Origin of the sequence: Dyadobacter crusticola DSM 16708, assembly GCF_000701505.1 — a bacterium.
In the GTDB taxonomy this organism is placed as follows: Bacteria; Bacteroidota; Bacteroidia; order Cytophagales; family Spirosomataceae; genus Dyadobacter; species Dyadobacter crusticola.
Map to the genome: position 1 here is coordinate 42,840 of NZ_JNJB01000001.1, position 16,701 is coordinate 59,540.

Annotated in this window: 13 protein-coding genes and 3 tRNA genes; 6 read left to right on the plus strand and 10 right to left on the minus strand. The window is 46.2% G+C overall.

Annotated elements, in window-relative coordinates:
• Positions 1-115: 115 nt before the first annotated feature.
• Entirely contained in the window at positions 116-541 is a 426-nt protein-coding gene (locus Q369_RS0100255; protein ID WP_031525470.1) for a DUF4345 domain-containing protein, read from the minus strand.
• A gap of 52 nt (positions 542-593) precedes the next feature.
• Between Q369_RS0100255 and Q369_RS0100260 the strand changes: the two genes are divergently transcribed.
• Genes Q369_RS0100260 through Q369_RS28165 form a run of 3 tightly spaced genes read left to right on the plus strand, consistent with a single transcriptional unit; the run spans position 594 to position 4,227 of the window.
• The gene (locus Q369_RS0100260) at positions 594-1,169 is read left to right on the plus strand and encodes a response regulator (protein ID WP_157487992.1); all 576 of its coding nucleotides are present in this window, start codon (positions 594-596) and stop codon (positions 1,167-1,169) included.
• A gap of 16 nt (positions 1,170-1,185) precedes the next feature.
• A complete protein-coding gene (locus tag Q369_RS0100265; RefSeq protein ID WP_031525474.1) occupies positions 1,186-2,340 on the plus strand; it encodes an acyl-CoA dehydrogenase family protein in 1,155 nt (384 codons plus the stop codon).
• Between the two features lie 6 nt (positions 2,341-2,346).
• On the plus strand, positions 2,347-4,227 hold the full coding sequence (locus Q369_RS28165; protein WP_051663849.1) for a PAS domain-containing sensor histidine kinase: 1,881 nt from the start codon (positions 2,347-2,349) through the stop codon (positions 4,225-4,227).
• A 118-nt stretch (positions 4,228-4,345) separates the two neighbouring features.
• On the opposite strand, the gene Q369_RS0100275 is transcribed toward Q369_RS28165, so the two are convergent.
• The gene (locus tag Q369_RS0100275) at positions 4,346-5,470 is read right to left on the minus strand and encodes an alpha/beta fold hydrolase (protein ID WP_031525477.1); all 1,125 of its coding nucleotides are present in this window, start codon (positions 5,468-5,470) and stop codon (positions 4,346-4,348) included.
• A 354-nt stretch (positions 5,471-5,824) separates the two neighbouring features.
• Here Q369_RS0100275 and Q369_RS0100280 point away from each other — a divergent pair, with 354 nt between their 5' ends.
• On the plus strand, positions 5,825-7,480 hold the full coding sequence (locus Q369_RS0100280; RefSeq protein ID WP_051663850.1) for a sensor histidine kinase: 1,656 nt from the start codon (positions 5,825-5,827) through the stop codon (positions 7,478-7,480).
• A 165-nt stretch (positions 7,481-7,645) separates the two neighbouring features.
• Here the strand turns inward: Q369_RS0100280 and Q369_RS0100285 are convergent.
• From Q369_RS0100285 to Q369_RS0100310, 6 genes are all read right to left on the minus strand, one after another.
• A tRNA-Ala gene (locus Q369_RS0100285) sits at positions 7,646-7,719 on the minus strand.
• A gap of 112 nt (positions 7,720-7,831) precedes the next feature.
• Positions 7,832-8,008: a hypothetical protein gene (locus Q369_RS29230; protein ID WP_169739226.1), complete on the minus strand. Its 177-nt coding sequence runs from the start codon at positions 8,006-8,008 to the stop codon at positions 7,832-7,834.
• Positions 8,009-8,085: 77 nt separating this feature from the next.
• Positions 8,086-8,610 carry a 3'-5' exonuclease gene (locus Q369_RS0100295; RefSeq protein WP_031525479.1) on the minus strand — a complete coding sequence of 175 codons (525 nt, stop codon included), beginning with the start codon at positions 8,608-8,610 and terminating at the stop codon, positions 8,086-8,088.
• Between the two features lie 95 nt (positions 8,611-8,705).
• On the minus strand, positions 8,706-9,728 hold the full coding sequence (locus Q369_RS0100300) for an energy transducer TonB (protein ID WP_051663851.1): 1,023 nt from the start codon (positions 9,726-9,728) through the stop codon (positions 8,706-8,708).
• A gap of 37 nt (positions 9,729-9,765) precedes the next feature.
• A complete protein-coding gene (locus Q369_RS0100305) occupies positions 9,766-10,119 on the minus strand; it encodes a PadR family transcriptional regulator (protein WP_031525481.1) in 354 nt (117 codons plus the stop codon).
• A 96-nt stretch (positions 10,120-10,215) separates the two neighbouring features.
• Positions 10,216-10,686: an Lrp/AsnC ligand binding domain-containing protein gene (locus Q369_RS0100310; RefSeq protein WP_031525482.1), complete on the minus strand. Its 471-nt coding sequence runs from the start codon at positions 10,684-10,686 to the stop codon at positions 10,216-10,218.
• Positions 10,687-11,618: 932 nt separating this feature from the next.
• On the opposite strand from Q369_RS0100310, the gene Q369_RS0100320 reads away from it, so the two are divergent.
• Positions 11,619-14,600, plus strand: a complete 2,982-nt coding sequence (locus tag Q369_RS0100320; protein ID WP_051663852.1) for a SusC/RagA family TonB-linked outer membrane protein — start codon at positions 11,619-11,621, stop codon at positions 14,598-14,600.
• Between the two features lie 11 nt (positions 14,601-14,611).
• On the plus strand, positions 14,612-16,195 hold the full coding sequence (locus tag Q369_RS0100325; protein ID WP_031525486.1) for a RagB/SusD family nutrient uptake outer membrane protein: 1,584 nt from the start codon (positions 14,612-14,614) through the stop codon (positions 16,193-16,195).
• Positions 16,196-16,459: 264 nt separating this feature from the next.
• Here the strand turns inward: Q369_RS0100325 and Q369_RS0100330 are convergent.
• A tRNA-Asp gene (locus Q369_RS0100330) sits at positions 16,460-16,533 on the minus strand.
• 26 nt (positions 16,534-16,559) lie between these two features.
• Positions 16,560-16,636, minus strand: a tRNA-Asp gene (locus tag Q369_RS0100335).
• Positions 16,637-16,701: the final 65 nt, after the last annotated feature.

Sequence of the window (16,701 nt, forward strand, 5' to 3'; positions counted from 1 at the left end):
TTATAGTTTAACATTTTTTCTCACTGGTGACAAGCCATTAAATTCCCGATTGCATATTCCTTTTTGCCCGTCCTTGACTTTCGACGGATTTCAGACCGGCAGCCATTGGCGCTTATCATTTGATATCATTCACGGAATGTGTTAGCGTTTTCCTGTTAACCCACAATAGTAGTACGGCCAGTAAGAACAAACTCGACTCAATAACCAGCCACTGCTGGCCAAACGGACCGAGGTCGCCTTCTGAAATAATGGTAACGATTCGGGACAATGCATAAAAGCCCCACAACAAGCTTAGAAAAGCCAAACCGCCGACAATGTCACGGAACATCAAATAGATCAGCGTGATAAACAGACTCATTCCTACACCTCCGTAAACACCCCGGATAGAGCTGAATGCGTCTGTATTGGTCAGCTTGACACGAACCAGGTCCATGACCGATTGCGGATCGCCAAATGCCATGATGCTGACTGAAAGCAGGGCAAGCGCAGATACAAGAATAAAACCCTGCGCTGCTTTTTTGAAGATAGATTGCGTTTGCATGTAACTGTTGTTTAGTACGTTGCAAAATTGGGATGTACAATGGTCACGCATATTGGTATTTACCAACATTTTAAGATTTGATGCTGTTTGGCAATTTGCTGAAATGGGGAGGGTGTCGCCTCAATTAAAAACACGGAAGGTGTTAAATCCATCGCGCCATAAGGATCAGAGCTTGCAACCGGCAATTGGAAAAATTTTTGTTAATTACAGCTACAATTACCAGCCCACATTTTTCATGCATATACTAATTGCCGAGGATGATCAGGATGATCAGGAAATGATCCAGCTGGCACTTGGTCACATTAACGCCGATATCGCAGTTAAAATGGTAGAAAATGGTCAGCAGGCGCTAGACTACCTTAGTGGTTTAACTGATGAGCAATTGCCCTGTATGACTATTCTGGATATGAACATGCCTGTACTCAATGGTCTGCAAACGCTTGAACTGATGAACGCTCAGGATAGGTGCCAGCAAATACCAAAAGTAATTTTTTCCACCTCGGATAGTGCAGATTATAAAGCAAGAAGTCTGGCTGGCGGTGCCAAGGATTATATTGTCAAACCATACTCCTTCGATGAGTTGGTCATTTGCCTGGACAAGATGATTGACAATTGCAGAGACAAGTGAAATACAACTCTTACAAATGGATGTAAATGCGGTTATAAACAAAGCCCGTGAGATAGCCCTTGAAGTGACCTTAAATGAGGCAGCTCTTGCGGATGCGAACGGGACATGGGTACAAAACACAATTGAAGCCCTCATGCAATCCAGACTTACTGGGTTGGTCGTTCCGAGTGAGCTTGGAGGGATGGGGCAAGGCTTGTTTGCATTGACACGCGTTTGTGAGGAACTGGGAAAAGCCTATGCTTCTGCCGGCCTATGCTTCGGGATGCATTGTGTAGGTACTGCTGTAATAGCTGCGAAGGCAACACCATGGCAAAAAGATAATTATCTGCGGCCGATTGCCGAAGGGAAGCACCTGACGACATTGGCATTAAGCGAACCAGGAACTGGCTCTCATTTCTATTTTCCCCAAACAGCGCTGCTTTCCCTTACGAATGACGAATTTCTAATTACGGGCGCAAAGTCATTTGTAACAAATGGAGGTAAAGCGCATTCGTATGTAATATCAACAATGGCTGCAAGTGACGACGCTGGTCCCGGGCAATTTTCATGCGCTGTCCTGGATGAAAATAGTCCGGGAATGCAGTGGGGCAAACAATGGGACGGCCTGGGAATGAGAGGGAATTCTTCTATCGCATTAAACTTAAACAACATTCATATTACCAGTAAGCACATCCTTGGAGAAAAAGGAGATCAGCTTTGGTATATATTCAATGTAGTGGCCCCTTATTTTTTGATGGCAATGGCCGGGACTTATCTTGGCATTGCTGAAAGTGCAATTCAGGAGGCTAAGAGCGTTCTGCTTACAAGATATTACACATACAATGGCAGCAGCCTGTCGCATGTTTCGATCTTGCAGCACCGCCTTGGAACTTTATGGGCCAAAGTGGAAAGTACGCGCCGACTTATATACCATGCCGCTATGGCCGGGGACAGTGGTGCGGCAGACGCTGTTTTAAATATCCTTGCTGCAAAGGCAGAAGTAGCAAAATGTGCGGTAGATACTGTGAATGAAGCCATGACCATTGCAGGAGGGATTGGATATCAGCAAAACGGCAGGCTGGGCCTTCTTTTAAGAGACGCCAGGGCGGCTGATGTGATGTCGCCTACTACGGACTTGCTTTATACCTGGATAGGACGTTCCTTGTTGGAGCTCCCGCTGCTCTCTGAATAACGACAAATGGCCGACTTGGTGATCTATACCGGATTAGGTACGTACGAAGGGCCGATCAAAGGTGAGCTTGGTGCCAACGGCGATATATTTTTGGCGGCCTACGAAGAGACTGGCACTGAGCTTGCACGTGCAGAAGTACTCATTATAGGACCTGCCGAGCCGCAGCCTGTCCGGTTGGTGCAAAAGATATCCTCTTCTGAGCCTTTGTTATCAGTGCTCCTGCTTGCAGATCCTTCGCAATTTAGTAGCGTAAAGCAATCAATACAGTTCGCTGCCCAGGTTGGAGTCAATACCACTGTTATTTCTTACACCAACTCGCTGGATTTAACCCCTGTCGTTCTAAACGCAGCATTGCGGACAAGGCAGAAAAGAAGCTTTCGCAAAATAGGCCTTTCTATGCAAAGCCTGGTTGTGAGACAGCCTTTTGCTGCTGTAAAGGGCGTCCATTTGGGTAGCTTTTTAGATCAGGCACCACTCGGTGTAGTGCTTATCAACCCTCAAAGTAGTAAAATCGAGGCTTTGAACGCTAAGGCGAGGCACATATTGAGGGCAGAGGAAAAGGATCTAAATATAATGACGCTTCCGACGCTCTTTCAAGGATTTGCTTTTGATAGAATACAAGATGTGCTTGACAATCCAACCAATGAGCCCGTCGAACTAGAAAGCCCGAGCCAAACCATTGAGGTGACAGCTTCGCAAACAGCTGACGAAGGAAATGGCAAGTACATCATGCTTTTCATTTCGGATATAAGCAGTCAAAAAGACGAGCAACGGAAAATAAGGACTGTTCTTGAATCCCTGCCGCAAATGGCGTTGACTCTTGATGTTAAAGGAGAAGCTAACTTCTTCACTCAGACCTGGTATGCTTACACAGGCCAGTCTGCACCCGCTTCACTCGGGAGTGGTTGGCTGGAGTGCATCCATTCCGAGGACGCAGGGCGTTTAAAGGTCAAATGGCGCCAAGGGTATGGGACCGGGCAGGGCTTTCAGGATACTGCGCGGGTCCGCAGTGCGGCGGGCCAATACCGATGGCACCTTTTTCGACTGGTAGCAGTGGATAAGCAGCATGGGCAGGTCCAGCTATGGACAGGCTCTTTAACAGATATACATGACCAGGTCTCATTGACCCAAGCATTGGAACACAAGGTTGCTCAAAGAACTCAGCAACTGTTGGCAAGCAACATCGAATTGGAACAGTATGCGCGTGTTGCCAGCCATGACCTTCAAGAGCCACTCCGCAAAATCAGCATTTTCGCTAAACTGGTCAGAGATCAAAGCCTGGAAAGTCTTGATGAAAGTGCTTTAAAATACCTGGACAAAGTTATAGGCACTGCCACACGGATGGCCCAGATTTTGCGCGACCTCCTGAGCTTTGCCCATCTAGACAAAACCGAAGAGTTTGAAATGGTTGACCTGAAAAAGGTTGTTGCCGAAGTGATTGAGGATTTAGAGCTAGTAATTAGTGAAAAAGCGGCTTCCATACACGTTTCTGAGCTCCCGGTCCTGGCGGCAGCGCCTTCCCAAATGCGACAGCTTTTTTATAATTTGCTTAACAATGCACTTAAATTTTCAAAAGCAGACCAGGCGGCTGTTATTTCCATAATATCAAAACCGTTGGCAGCCCACCAGATTGTTGACTATCCAGAACTTGACGCTTTTAAATCTTACGCTCAAATCGAAATCAGGGATAACGGGATTGGCTTCGAACAGAAATATGCCGAGCAGATATTTTCAGTATTTCAACGGCTTCATACAGCCACTAGTTACGAAGGGACAGGGATTGGACTTGCGATATGTAAGAAAGTGGTCTCAAACCATGGTGGATTGATCTCTGTTGACTCTGAACCAGGAATCGGCAGCCGGTTCACTATCATCCTGCCCGCTTAGCCGTGGTATCTTGGAAACTATATTGCTTCACCAGCCAGTCAGCGCTTAAATCCAGCAATCTGTATACCTGTTGTAAACTAATGATCCGTCAGAAGCAGGATCTCTTGCGGCGTATGGTTCACGTAGCTTCTGCGATAATGAATTGGCTTACTGCTTGATTTACTTCCCCATGACGTTCTACAAATCCCATGTGCCCTGCCGGCGCTAAGGTAACCAGCTTCGAGCCAGATATCGCCTGGTTCATTTTAATGCTTGCTTCCGGCTTGGTCAGCCGGTCCTTATTAGCCGCTATGATCAGGGTAGGTATTCCGATCTGACTAAAAGCAGAAGTAGCATCATATTCGAACATAGCCAGAACTCCTCTTCCAGTAACTGACGGCGGCGCCATGGCTGCAAGCCTGCTGGCAAAGTCCAGTTGCTTGCCCGTCTGTGTCCCTGCAAACGTCAAAAACCTGGTCATGATTAACAAGTTACCGTTAAAATAACTGATCCATCTGCTCAGCCACAGTAATGGAGAAAAGATGATCATGATCCAACAGATTGGTTTCAGTACCGGGTTTTGTATAGTCGTCAATAATTTGCTTAGAATAGATGTCCTGGTAGGGTTGGTAAAAGTGGTATGTTCCAAAACAATCCCTTTGATGTTGGCCATTTTATGTTTGTAAAGCTTACAGAAGGTCAGGATGGTCATGCCGCCCATGCTATGTCCCCACAGTACCGGATCTTTCGCACCGGACTTATCGATGACTGCATCCAAGTCGGCCGCCAACTTTTCCAGGCTAAAATCTTTGTTTCGGGCGCGTTTTGACTTACCCAGACCGGGGTGATCCATTAGCACAAGGTGATACTTACTGCTGAAGTATTTTTTCTGATAAAACCACTGCATGCTGTTGGAATTCCAGCCATGAATAAAAACAATGGTCTGATTGCCTTTAACACCTCCCTGCTCAATGTTGATCACGCTTCCATCCGGCCTGGAAAGCTTTATCTGATCTTCAAAACGCTCTGCATCGGGCTCTTCCGTCCCCTTGCCGCCCTTACTGAACAGAATGCGAATGAGGCTCTTCCCAAATGACAGGAAGACAAGCAGGGCCAGGGCTCCAATCAAACACCTTTGGGCATAGTCGTGATCGCCAACCACATCTTTATGTAAATACCATTGTCGCCATAAGTAAACTTCAAGGCCTAAAAAAGCGATCGTAAAAAAATTGGCAACAGTCAGGGCAAGTAATAGTATTGGCATATGGAACCAGGTTAAGCCGCTTCTCGGCTGATGATGACTGTCAAACCAACTAATATCATTCCATGGCTAGCGGATCGAAATTATCATTGCGTTATGATTTATAATCTGGTACATGATGCATGGCCTGCAACCCGGCGAGCAGGGTTTTGTATAAAAGACTTACGGCTAACCCGGTAAACGAAACGATGCTTCTAAAACCACATTTAGGAGCATAAGGACTTTGAAAATCTCGAATCTGCAGCGTAATCAATGCAACCTTACACAAGCAGGTGGTAACCACAAAAATGTCAGGAGTATTAGATCTAACTTTGTGTAAATGTTACTTAATATTGGCAGGTTATATAATATAGACCATTGGAACCTAGACAGATCCTCAATGCCACGGCCGAGTGCGGCCCGGTATGCGGCGCCAAGCCTCACTTGCACCAGAAACAAACTGCCACAGTAGCTCACCAGGCAACTGAATTTTTTGGCGACCTGCTGTCAACCGCAAACTGGCCTGCACGCTGGAACTGCGGAACCTGGTCAGATCTGCATGGCTGGACTTATATTGTATCCGATCTTTTTATTTGGGCCGCTTACTTTGCTATACCGCTACTACTAATACGGGTGGTCGTTAAAAGAAAGGACTTGCCTTTCTCTAAAATCATTTGGCTTTTCGGGGCATTTATCATTCTGTGCGGGCTGACTCATTTAACTGATGCAGCCATGTTCTGGTGGCCCGCTTACCGGCTTAATGTGCTGATAAGATTGTTGACCGCCCTGGTTTCCATATTTACGGTGTTCAGCCTCTATAATATCTTACCTCAGATTTTATCCCTTCGATCGGTAGATGAGCTTGAAAAAGAGATCAATGAACGAAAGCTTGTGGAACAGAAACTGGCCGAAAGTGAGTTTTTGCTTTCTGAGGCGGGCCGGATAGCACGTGTGGGTGGATGGGAACTTGATGTAGAGACAAAGCAGTCATCCTGGTCAAAAACTATTTACGAAATATATGAAGTCCCATATGACTATCAGATCAGACCGCAGGAAGCCATGGAATTTTTCCCGGGGCCCTATAAAAAGATAATGGAAGATGCACTTCATGGTGCTTACAGCGAAGGTAAAGGATGGGACATCGAACTCCAGCTGATTACAGGAAGGCAAAACAGAAAATGGGTACGCTCTCACGGGGAGCCGTTCTATGACCAGCACGGAAAAATGACCCACATCAGAGGGGTATTTATGGATATCGACTCCTATAAAAACAATGAAGCTGCGTTAAAACAAACTATTGCCGACCTGGAGCGCTCCAACGACAACCTGCAACAGTTTGGCTACGTAGCCTCACACGACTTGCAGGAGCCGCTTCGAAAAATCCAGGCGTTTTGTGATCTTTTAACAAAACGGTATGCGGGCCAGTTGGGCGAGGGTATGACTTACCTTCATCGAATGCATTCCGCCGCTGCCCGCATGTCTGCTCTGATTCAGGACCTCCTGGCCTTTGCCAAGATTTCCACCCGACAGCAAACTACTATGCCCGTAGCGATAGAAGCGGTTGTACAAGGTGTCTTAGGCGACCTGGACCTAGCTGTCCAAGAGACAGATGCAGAGATTATCATTGGGCCGCTGCCCACAATTGATGGCGATAAAACGCAGCTGGGTCAATTATTTCAGAATCTGATTGGCAATGCTTTAAAGTTTAGAAACGCCGAAGTTCCGCCTTTGATCCGCATTTCGTCAGTGACTATTCCAGCCCGCAACTTGCCTGCTTCAATCAACCTTGTCAGAGAATCTCCTGTGTATTATCAAATCGACGTAGCTGACAATGGGATCGGTTTTGACCAAAAATACGCAGATCGCATCTTTCAGGTATTTCAACGTCTGCATGGAAAGAGCGAATATTCCGGAACGGGCATAGGATTAGCGATTTGCGAGAAAGTGGTTGCCAACCATGGTGGCGCCATTACTGCCAGCAGCACACCCGGACATGGCGCAACATTTAGCCTTTTCTTTCCGGTTGATGATTGAAATCCATTGCTGTCACGCGAGCCGAATGATGTAGTTTGATAAATGGCCTATCTAAAAAGGAATACTAAACAGTACAAAAAAAGGCGCTCAACAATAATGCTGAACGCCCTTCTGAGTGTAACAAATCGTTGATATCTCATAGCTTATTGATTATCAACCTCAATGTGGAGAATATCGGATTCGAACCGACGACCTCTTGCATGCCATGCAAGCGCTCTAGCCAACTGAGCTAATCCCCCGCTTTACCTGAGCAAACGTTCAGGGAGTGCAAAGATGAAACGGAGAATCTTTATAAACAAGCCCGTAAGGCAATTTATATCGCGGCAGTTAATTACGCTTTTAATGCAGGGACTATCGCCTGCCGCCGCCAAATACCCGGGCAAGCAGCCAGATGACCACCGCAATAACTGCGACAACCAAGATCACTCCTGTCCACATACCTGTTTTGAAAATATCACCAACCACTTCGCAGCTTGCTAGTGTAAATGATAGCAGGAGAACTATTAGGTAATTCAAATAGGCTTTCATTGGAAAGGATTTTTAGGTTAAAAACTTTTAACCTGTACTTTAAAAAATCATTCCAAAACGGTCTGGCAAAATAATAGCTATACGAAAACGTCAAGTGGGATCAGCTTGTGGCGATCGTGAACAAGGAGCTTTTCGAACAGACGGACAGTCGCTTCTGCGTCACCGTGAGCCCGGTGGCGGTTTTCAATACCTATTTCGAGGCTCTGACAAAGATTGCCGAGACTATAAGATTTGAGGCCGGGGAAAATTTTCCTGCTTAATTGAACGGTACACAATACATCGCGCTGAAAGTACTCATCTAATGCGCCGAATTCTCTTTTGATAAAGCCATAATCAAACCGGACGTTGTGCGCCACAAACCACGCATCTTTGGTAACCGCACGTACTGCATCCTGCACCTCGTAAAATGTAGGCGAGTCTTTCACCATCGCATTGTCAATGCCTGTGAGGCGGGTGATGAACGGTGGAATATAAACTCCGGGATTAATGAGGGAATGGAAGAAGTCAACCACTTTCAGGCCATCGTGCCTGAAAACTGCTATCTCGGTAATTCGCGCGGCGTTCCCTCCTCCGGTGGTTTCTATATCAACAATTGCGTACATCAAGTCATTTTCGAACTACAAAAAAACAAAAAAATCCTCACCGAAGCGAGGATTTTCTGAATAACAGGAGGCATTTACGCAATGCCAGAAGACGGTTAATTTAACTGAAATGCGATCGGCAATGTGAACTTCACACGTACCGGATTTCCCGCCTGACGACCCGGAGTCCAGCCTGGCATCAATTTCACAACCCGTACCGCTTCTTCATCACAGCCAAATCCTATCCCCTTGATTGCAGATACATCTTCAATTTTTCCATCAGATCCAACTGTAAATTGCACGAACACTCTTCCCTCGATTCCCGCCTTTGACGCGGCAGCAGGGTATCTAAGGTGTTTTTGTAAAAACGCAGCCATCCCCTGCATTCCGCCCTGGAATTCCGGCGCTTGTTCTACATGTAAAAAGATGCTTTCCTCTCTCGTTTTGACTCCCGCCGCCGCTGTCTTCGCATTACCGATTTCTGCTGCCGGCGGGACAATAATGTCCAGATCTTCGATGCCCGCCAGGGTTTTCTCAGCCGGAACTGCATTTTCCAGCTCTTCAATCGCAGGAGGAAGGTTTTCCATTGAAACCTGATCATCCTGCATCACAACCGGTGGCAACATTCGTACCGTTTTGGCAACCGGCGCAGGCTCTTTTACTTCCACCGGCGGCTTAGGCAACTCCCGGAGAATGTCGATCGGCTTTGCTTCAACAATGTAAGCAATGTCGTCCGGCTTGGGATCAGGCACCAGTCTTGCATAGAGATTGGGAAAGAAAACGATCAATCCGAAGAGCGTCACGCCCATTATGACGGACTTCTGAATCGTTTGTTTATAAGACTTCCTCAGATCATAGGCGCCGTAAAGCTTGTTGCGACCTTCAAATACGATGTCATTTAAAGATTTTTCCATGGCTAACAGATTTTTATGGTCAACACTCAAATCAAGAAGTGTCCTGGTATCCGCTGTTTCTACGATATTCTCGAATATCTGCTCAAACGGTTTTCCGTCCCATAGACGCTCCTCAGCCTCACAAGCCAAATGATCGAGGATCTCCGGGAGCAATTCCGGATTCAGCTTGCTCGACTTCAAATATGATTTAATCAAATCAATGCGGTGTTCCTGAAGGCGTTTCATAGGACAATCTGTTTTAGATTTTAACCATGTAACTCGTTTATTCGGTGGCCAGATTTTTAGGAGCGAGTAATAGTCGAACTGCGTCTATAAAACGTTCAAGATCATTGGTTTTATTACGGGCAGCCTCATTTCCTGGACTGGTAAGTGAATAATATTTTCTAAGCCGGCCATCCACCTCCACAGACTCTGTGATGAGAAATCCCTCCTGTTCCAGCTTGTGCAACACCGGATAAAGCGCTCCGAACGTCAGCGCGATCGCGCCGCCTGTTCTTTCCTTTACTTCCTGCGTAATTTCATATCCGTACATCCTGTCGTGCTCGGCTAACAAATTCAACACGATGGTTTTTAAAGTGCCCCGGACATATTCGTTACTTGTTGTGTTGTTATCCATGAGTTAAAATTTGATTAAGCGAATATATATAAGTTTTTTATATATACAATACAAATGTAGGATAAATGTTTTCCGAAGTCAATACCTGGGGAACATTTAGCTTTCTGTAAGGGGAATGGACCGGTTAATGCGCTCTTCAAGTGAAATAAATGTCTCCGTTCGCTGGATACCGTTCACTTTCTGAATCTTGTCGTGCAGAATTTCGCGCAAGTGGCCGGTATCTCGGCAAACGATCTTTAAAAAAATGCTGTATATGCCTGTTGTATAATGGATGTTCACTACTTCCGGAATATTTTCCAGTTCAGTGGCAACTTGTTCGTACAGTGAACTTTTATCAAGATAAATTCCGAGAAAAGCGCTGATATCCCAGCCCAGCTTTGCCGGGTCGATCACGAGTTGTGATCCTTTAACGATACCCATTTGTTCCAGCTTTTTCATCCGGACGTGGACGGTACCGCCAGATACAAAAACCCGCTTACCGATCTCCGTGTACGGCAACGCAGCATTTTCAATCAAAAGGGATAAAATACGAAGATCGGTACTGTCAATATCTGAATACTTCTGCATTTCTATCTGAATGTTTGAATTTTTCGCAATACAAGGACCTAATTTATGAGATTATTGTAAATTTTGACAATTTTTAATGAAAATATTTTATATTAAATCTGGAAGCTATAATTTTGCAAAACCAAACGGGAATGGAACTTTAAAATTTCAGGAATGTTTGAAGATCACATTGTAGGGTGATGAAATTGGCAGCCATGCCCTCCTGTCTCGGGGGTGGTGAATAAGGGATAAACGCGGCATAATGCCGACGCAAGTCGACTGGGGTGGACCACCAACAGTATTTGTACCGTAGCTAACCGCACCGTGGGTGGTTCGAATCCCCCTCCTACAGCAAAAAAAACTTGACAAGCGAATTTTTTCGTATTAGTTTTATTTGGTTTTTAGTTTGTTGATGAAGTGTAATTTGACACGCGGGTTCATTTTGAAACCTGCGTGTTTTCATTTTAGGCCAAATCAGTTTCAAATCGGCCTTTTCTACACCTTTTAAGCTTCACCTCAAACCTCCGCAGCGCTTAGCAGCCAATCCGCTTTTCTCCCCATTTCTTTCAGGTTGACTTCCTCAGATCAGCTTTACAAGAAAAATTGTGCCGCGCCGGGCATTAGTACTTAATGCCCCATTCAAATACTTCCTTTTCCCCCGCAACTAAGATTAAGCAAGAAAAAACTAAAAATTTTCATGTAACCGTGGGTACTTTTTGTAGAGTTAATACTCATCGTTTACAAACTCAGGTCCAATTCACTGATGCTACTAAGCATTGTCTCCTGCCAAACCACTTGCCTATGAAATAAACACATCGACAAATAAAAAAACGGTGATGCTGGTAACATCACCGTCAGAATTGCATACTCGGATATTTCCGGTCTGGTAAACCGGCCCGAGCTGCACAAGGAATTACTCACTGTGAAACAAGCTCAATCCTTTAATCAAAAGTATGAAAAAACTGCGACTGCTGAGTCTGCCTGGCTTGCTGCCGGGTATAACTCCCGCTTTGTGCCTGATTATATTTCTTACAGGTACAGTTAACGCCCGCTCCAAACCATTTCCATTTAATAAAAATCCCGATCTAACCATCCTTGCTGACACAATCAACATCAAAGGTCAGGTATTCGATGGGAGTGAGCCGCCGATTGCATTGCCTGGCGTAACTGTCCAGGTTAAAAAGATGGATCGTGGCGTAACAACTGATCCCAACGGGAATTTTGAAATACAAGCCAACATTGGCGATACACTTGTTTTCACATTCGTTGGCCTCGACCCGAAAGAGCTCCCTGTTTTGAGCTCAAAGAACATGGTCGTTTCACTAAAAGAAAAGAACACTGCCCTGAATGAAGTGGTAGTCACGGGATATTCGGAACAAAAAGCCCGTAACCTGGCCAATGCGATCGGAAAGCTTGACGTGAAGGCAGCGGTTGCGAATAAACCGATCACCCAACTCTCTCAGGCTTTACAAGGCGGCGTAACCGGACTTACCGTGTTGCAGGGAAGCGGAATGGCTGGTGAGGACCGTTCTAATATTTTGATCCGGGGAATCTCGACAATCGGTAACTCCTCCCCTCTTGTACTGGTCGACGGTGTTCCATTTGATATTAATTCCGTCGATCCAACGACCGTTGAGAGCATTACCGTACTGAAAGATGCAGCTGCCGCTTCCATTTACGGTGCCCGGGCGGCAAACGGAGTTATTCTGGTGACAACCAAAAGAGGGATTCCCGGCAAGCTCTCGGTTACGTACGACGGTTACGGCGGCGTACAGAATGCCACTTACCTGCCCAAATTCGTGGATGCACCCAAGTATATGGAAATGGTGAATGAAGCTTACGCGAACATCGGCGGGCTCGAACCGTATAGCCGCGAAACCATTCAAAAAACCAGAGAGGGCAACGATCCCATCGCTTATCCCAATACAAACTGGTCGGAATTAATGCTGAACAAAAATCCGATCATCCAGAGTCACTCCGTAAGTATCTCGGGCGGAAATGAGCTGGCCCGCTTTGCAGTGAGCGGCAACTATTTGTATCAGGACGGTTTGACGCCGAAGCGTGACTATGAAAGATTTTCTTTCCGGGCAAATACGGGCGTAACGCTCACCAAAAATGTATCTATGTTACTGGACCTTGTAGCGAACCGCGGCAGGAACAGGTCCGAGCTGGTCCGCTTTGGAAATTCACTGCACTTAGTCTATTCAACTCCACCCAACATTGTACCGAAGTATCCGGTTAAAGATAATGGTTATCAGGCTTACGGGAATTTCGGAGAAATGATGAACCCGATGGCTGAACTGGAACGAGGCGGCTACGCGCAGAACAAATCCGACCAGATCAATATCAATTTTCAGCCTACCTGGCAAATTACCCCTGAATTGAAAATCCGTGGTCAGTACCTCTACCGCATTAATTCCAATGGATACCTAGATAACCGGAACTCTTACAACTTTTTAGATTACTATACCGGAAACCTGGTGTTTACTTATGGTAATTCAAAAGGCTCCACTGTTGGAAGAAGCACCTATAATTACCTCGCCTCCAACCTTGAATTTTCTCAAACCTATGGAAAGCACTTCGTTTATGCGATAGCCGGTTTGTCGAGGGAAGCTGACAATCCTTCCAACTTTGATCAAATGACCCTCGCGTCCTATTTCGTTAAGTTCAATTATGTATTTGACAACAGATTCCTGCTTGAAAGTACAGTACGCGCGGACGGATCTTCAAAGTTTGGCCCAAACAGGAAATGGGGCACTTTCCCCTCTGTTGCAGTGGGATGGAATATTCATAACGAAAGCTTTCTGAAAGACATTGATTTTCTGACCAGCTTCAAGCTGCGCGCGTCCTATGGATTAATGGGAAATAACGGGAATGTGGAACGCTACCGATACCAGAGCCTGATTGACGGAGGTAACGGCGTGGAGACCACCATCGGAAATCCGGAAATTACCTGGGAAACGGTTAAAATGCTTGATATAGGAACAGATATCCGCCTGTTTGACAATCTTGGCATTACCATTGACTGGTTTAGTAAAACCACGGACGATATCCTTCTTTCGCCGCCGCTGTCACTTTCATCGGGCGTCAATTCACTTCCGGTCAATTCAGGTTCGGTTTCCAACAAAGGCTGGGAGTTTATGGTCAACTATTCCAAGTCGCTGGGAAAAGATTTTGAAATCAGCGGGAGCGCGGGTTTTTCCTACTACAATAACAAGATTCAGTCACTGCGGGGCGGTCCATATGTGAGTTCAAGCGGATTGGAAATCAATGCGGTTGGCAAGCCGATTAACAGCTATTATCTGCACAAAACGGATGGACTGCTAACGCAGGCTGACATTGAATCCGGTGTACCACTTTTGGCTGGCCAGCAGATCGGCGATATCAAATACCTGGATATTAATGAAGACGGAAATATAGACAAGGAAGACAAGCTGATCATGGGCAACCCGAATCCGCAAGGAAGTTACTTTGCCAATTTGAACTTCGCCTTCAAACGATTTAGTCTTGAAACACAGCTGAATGGTTTTACAAAAAGCCTTGCTTACTACACAGGCAGGTACCAGACCGTACTGAATGTAACTTCAAATTTCGACGGAGGCACCCCGATGCAGTATCAGACTGATTACTGGACACCCGAAAACCCCGGCGCAATGTTCCCAAGATTGTCGCCGGCGCCCGGAAACAATGCACTTCCCTCTGATTACTGGCTTACCAATGCAGCGTTTTTGAGGATTAAATACATTCAGCTCGGCTACAATTTCGATCCTGAACTGATTAAGAAAATTAAGCTGACTAACCTGCGGGTTTTCGTGAATGCGCAAAACGCAATAACGCTTAGCAAGATGAAATACTTTGATCCTGAAACCCGGGGAAGTGAAGCTAACTACCCGCTAATGAAAGTGTTTACAGTTGGTTTGAATGTAAAATTCTAGACTCCGACCTTATGAAAAGATTACTAATACTTACATTGTCAGCGCTACTGCTCTCCTCCTGCGCAGAGGAATTTCTGACGAGAGACCACCCCACTGCTACCACAGACGAGAACTTCTGGAACACGGAGGGCGAAATCAACACGGCGCTTAATATCCTGTACGATCAGGTGCCGACCGGCGGTTTCCGGTACCAGAACAACACCCGCATTACTTTCGAAGGAATGACGGACAACGCGGTCTGGTATGCCAACTTTTTTGGAGAAGTTAACATTATCGCACTTGGCAATTCCAACTCTCAAATGCGCGCAACTGAATGGGCGGCTATTCAGCCGGTTTGGCAGGAAAACTACACTGCGATCCGCAGAGCCAACCGTTTTCTTGAACATGCGGGAAAAGCGCTGATCGAGCCTAACCTCAAAAAGCGCTACTTCGCAGAAGCTCGTGCATTGCGGGCCTGGTTCCACCTGGACCTGATGCTGTATTATGGTGACATTCCTATTGTTACCACTGTTGTGCTGCCAACCGAAACTGATCTGAAGAAAAACACGCGGCAAGAGGTTGTTGATTTTGTAGTTGCAGAACTTAATGCAGCAGCGGCAGACTTACCGGCAGTTTATGCAGTGAATGACATTCGGCGGGTAAGTAAAGGAGCCTGTTACACCATGCAGACAGTGGCTTTCCTCAACAATCACCAGTATGCGGAAGCTGCCAGTGCAGCAAAGCAGGTGATCGACTTGAACCTGTATAAGCTGCATCCCAGCTATGCCTCGCTCTTCAATTATGAAGGCCAGGTGAATGAAGAGCGCATTTTCATCCGGCAATCGGGAAATGATGATACTTTTTACAGGAGCGCGCCAGGCTATCTGGGAGGAAATGCATGCCTGAACCCAACTGGTTCGCTGGTTAACACTTACGAAACAAAGCAGGGAAAAACGCTTGATGAATTATCTCCCGACAGCGCGGCGATCTATAAGCTAAACCCGAACTTCCATTCCAACCGAGACCCCAGAATGGAGCTAACCATTGCATACCCGGGCTCTACCTTTTATGGTGATTTGAATCCGTGGTACGATTCTCCTAATAATCCAAACAGATTAGCGGCCAATTATTCTTCCAAAACAGGTTTTTGGCTACGGAAATATGTTGACCTGGCCGATAAAGGCCGGGGCCGCGGATCGCTGGACTATATGGTTTACCGCTACGGAGACTTGCTTTTAATGTACGTAGAGGCGCTGGTAGAGAGTGGACAATGGAACCATCCTGATGTTTTGAAGTATCTGAATGCAATTCGTAACCGGTCAAAAATGCCGAATGTAGATGCCAAGATATACAACAGCGAAGCTAAAATGAGGGAGTTATACCGGCGTGAACGACGTGTCGAAATGGCATTTGAAGGAAGCCGGCTGTTTGATATTCGCAGGTGGAAGATCGGAGAAAAGGTAATGAATGGAGTTGTAGAAGGCGCCATTGACCCGAGAACCAAGAAGCCGGTCAATGTAGAAACCCGGACTTTCAAGGCCAAAGATTACCTCTGGCCAATTCCTGCCAGAGAAATGGAGGGTAACCCAAGTATGGAACAAAATCCGGGTTTCTAACGCTTTCTCCGATAAATTCGATCAGCAAGCAGGCTTCATCCAAGCCCGTTTGTTGATGTATAAAAATGAAAAAAGCTCAGATTTCTCTGAGCTTTTTTGCGGTCTGGGGGTACGGCCACCCGGCGGGACTCGAACCGGGCTGCGGAAGTCCGCAAGCCTGCGCGGCCCGCCCCATGTGTGACAGCCTGACAACATGGGAAAAAATAATGGTAGTAATTGGATTACCTCAAATGAAAAAAGCTCAGATTTCTCTGAGCTTTTTTGCGGTCTGGACGGGACTCGAACCCGCGACCCCATGCGTGACAGGCATGTATTCTAACCAACTGAACTACCAAACCAATACTTAAAGAACTTCAAAACTTTCTGGCGGTCTGGACGGGACTCGAACCCGCGACCCCATGCGTGACAGGCATGTATTCTAACCAACTGAACTACCAAACCAGAATATTACAAACTTTCAAAATTGCCGGGCTGGACGGGACTCGAACCGGGCTGCGGAAGTCCGC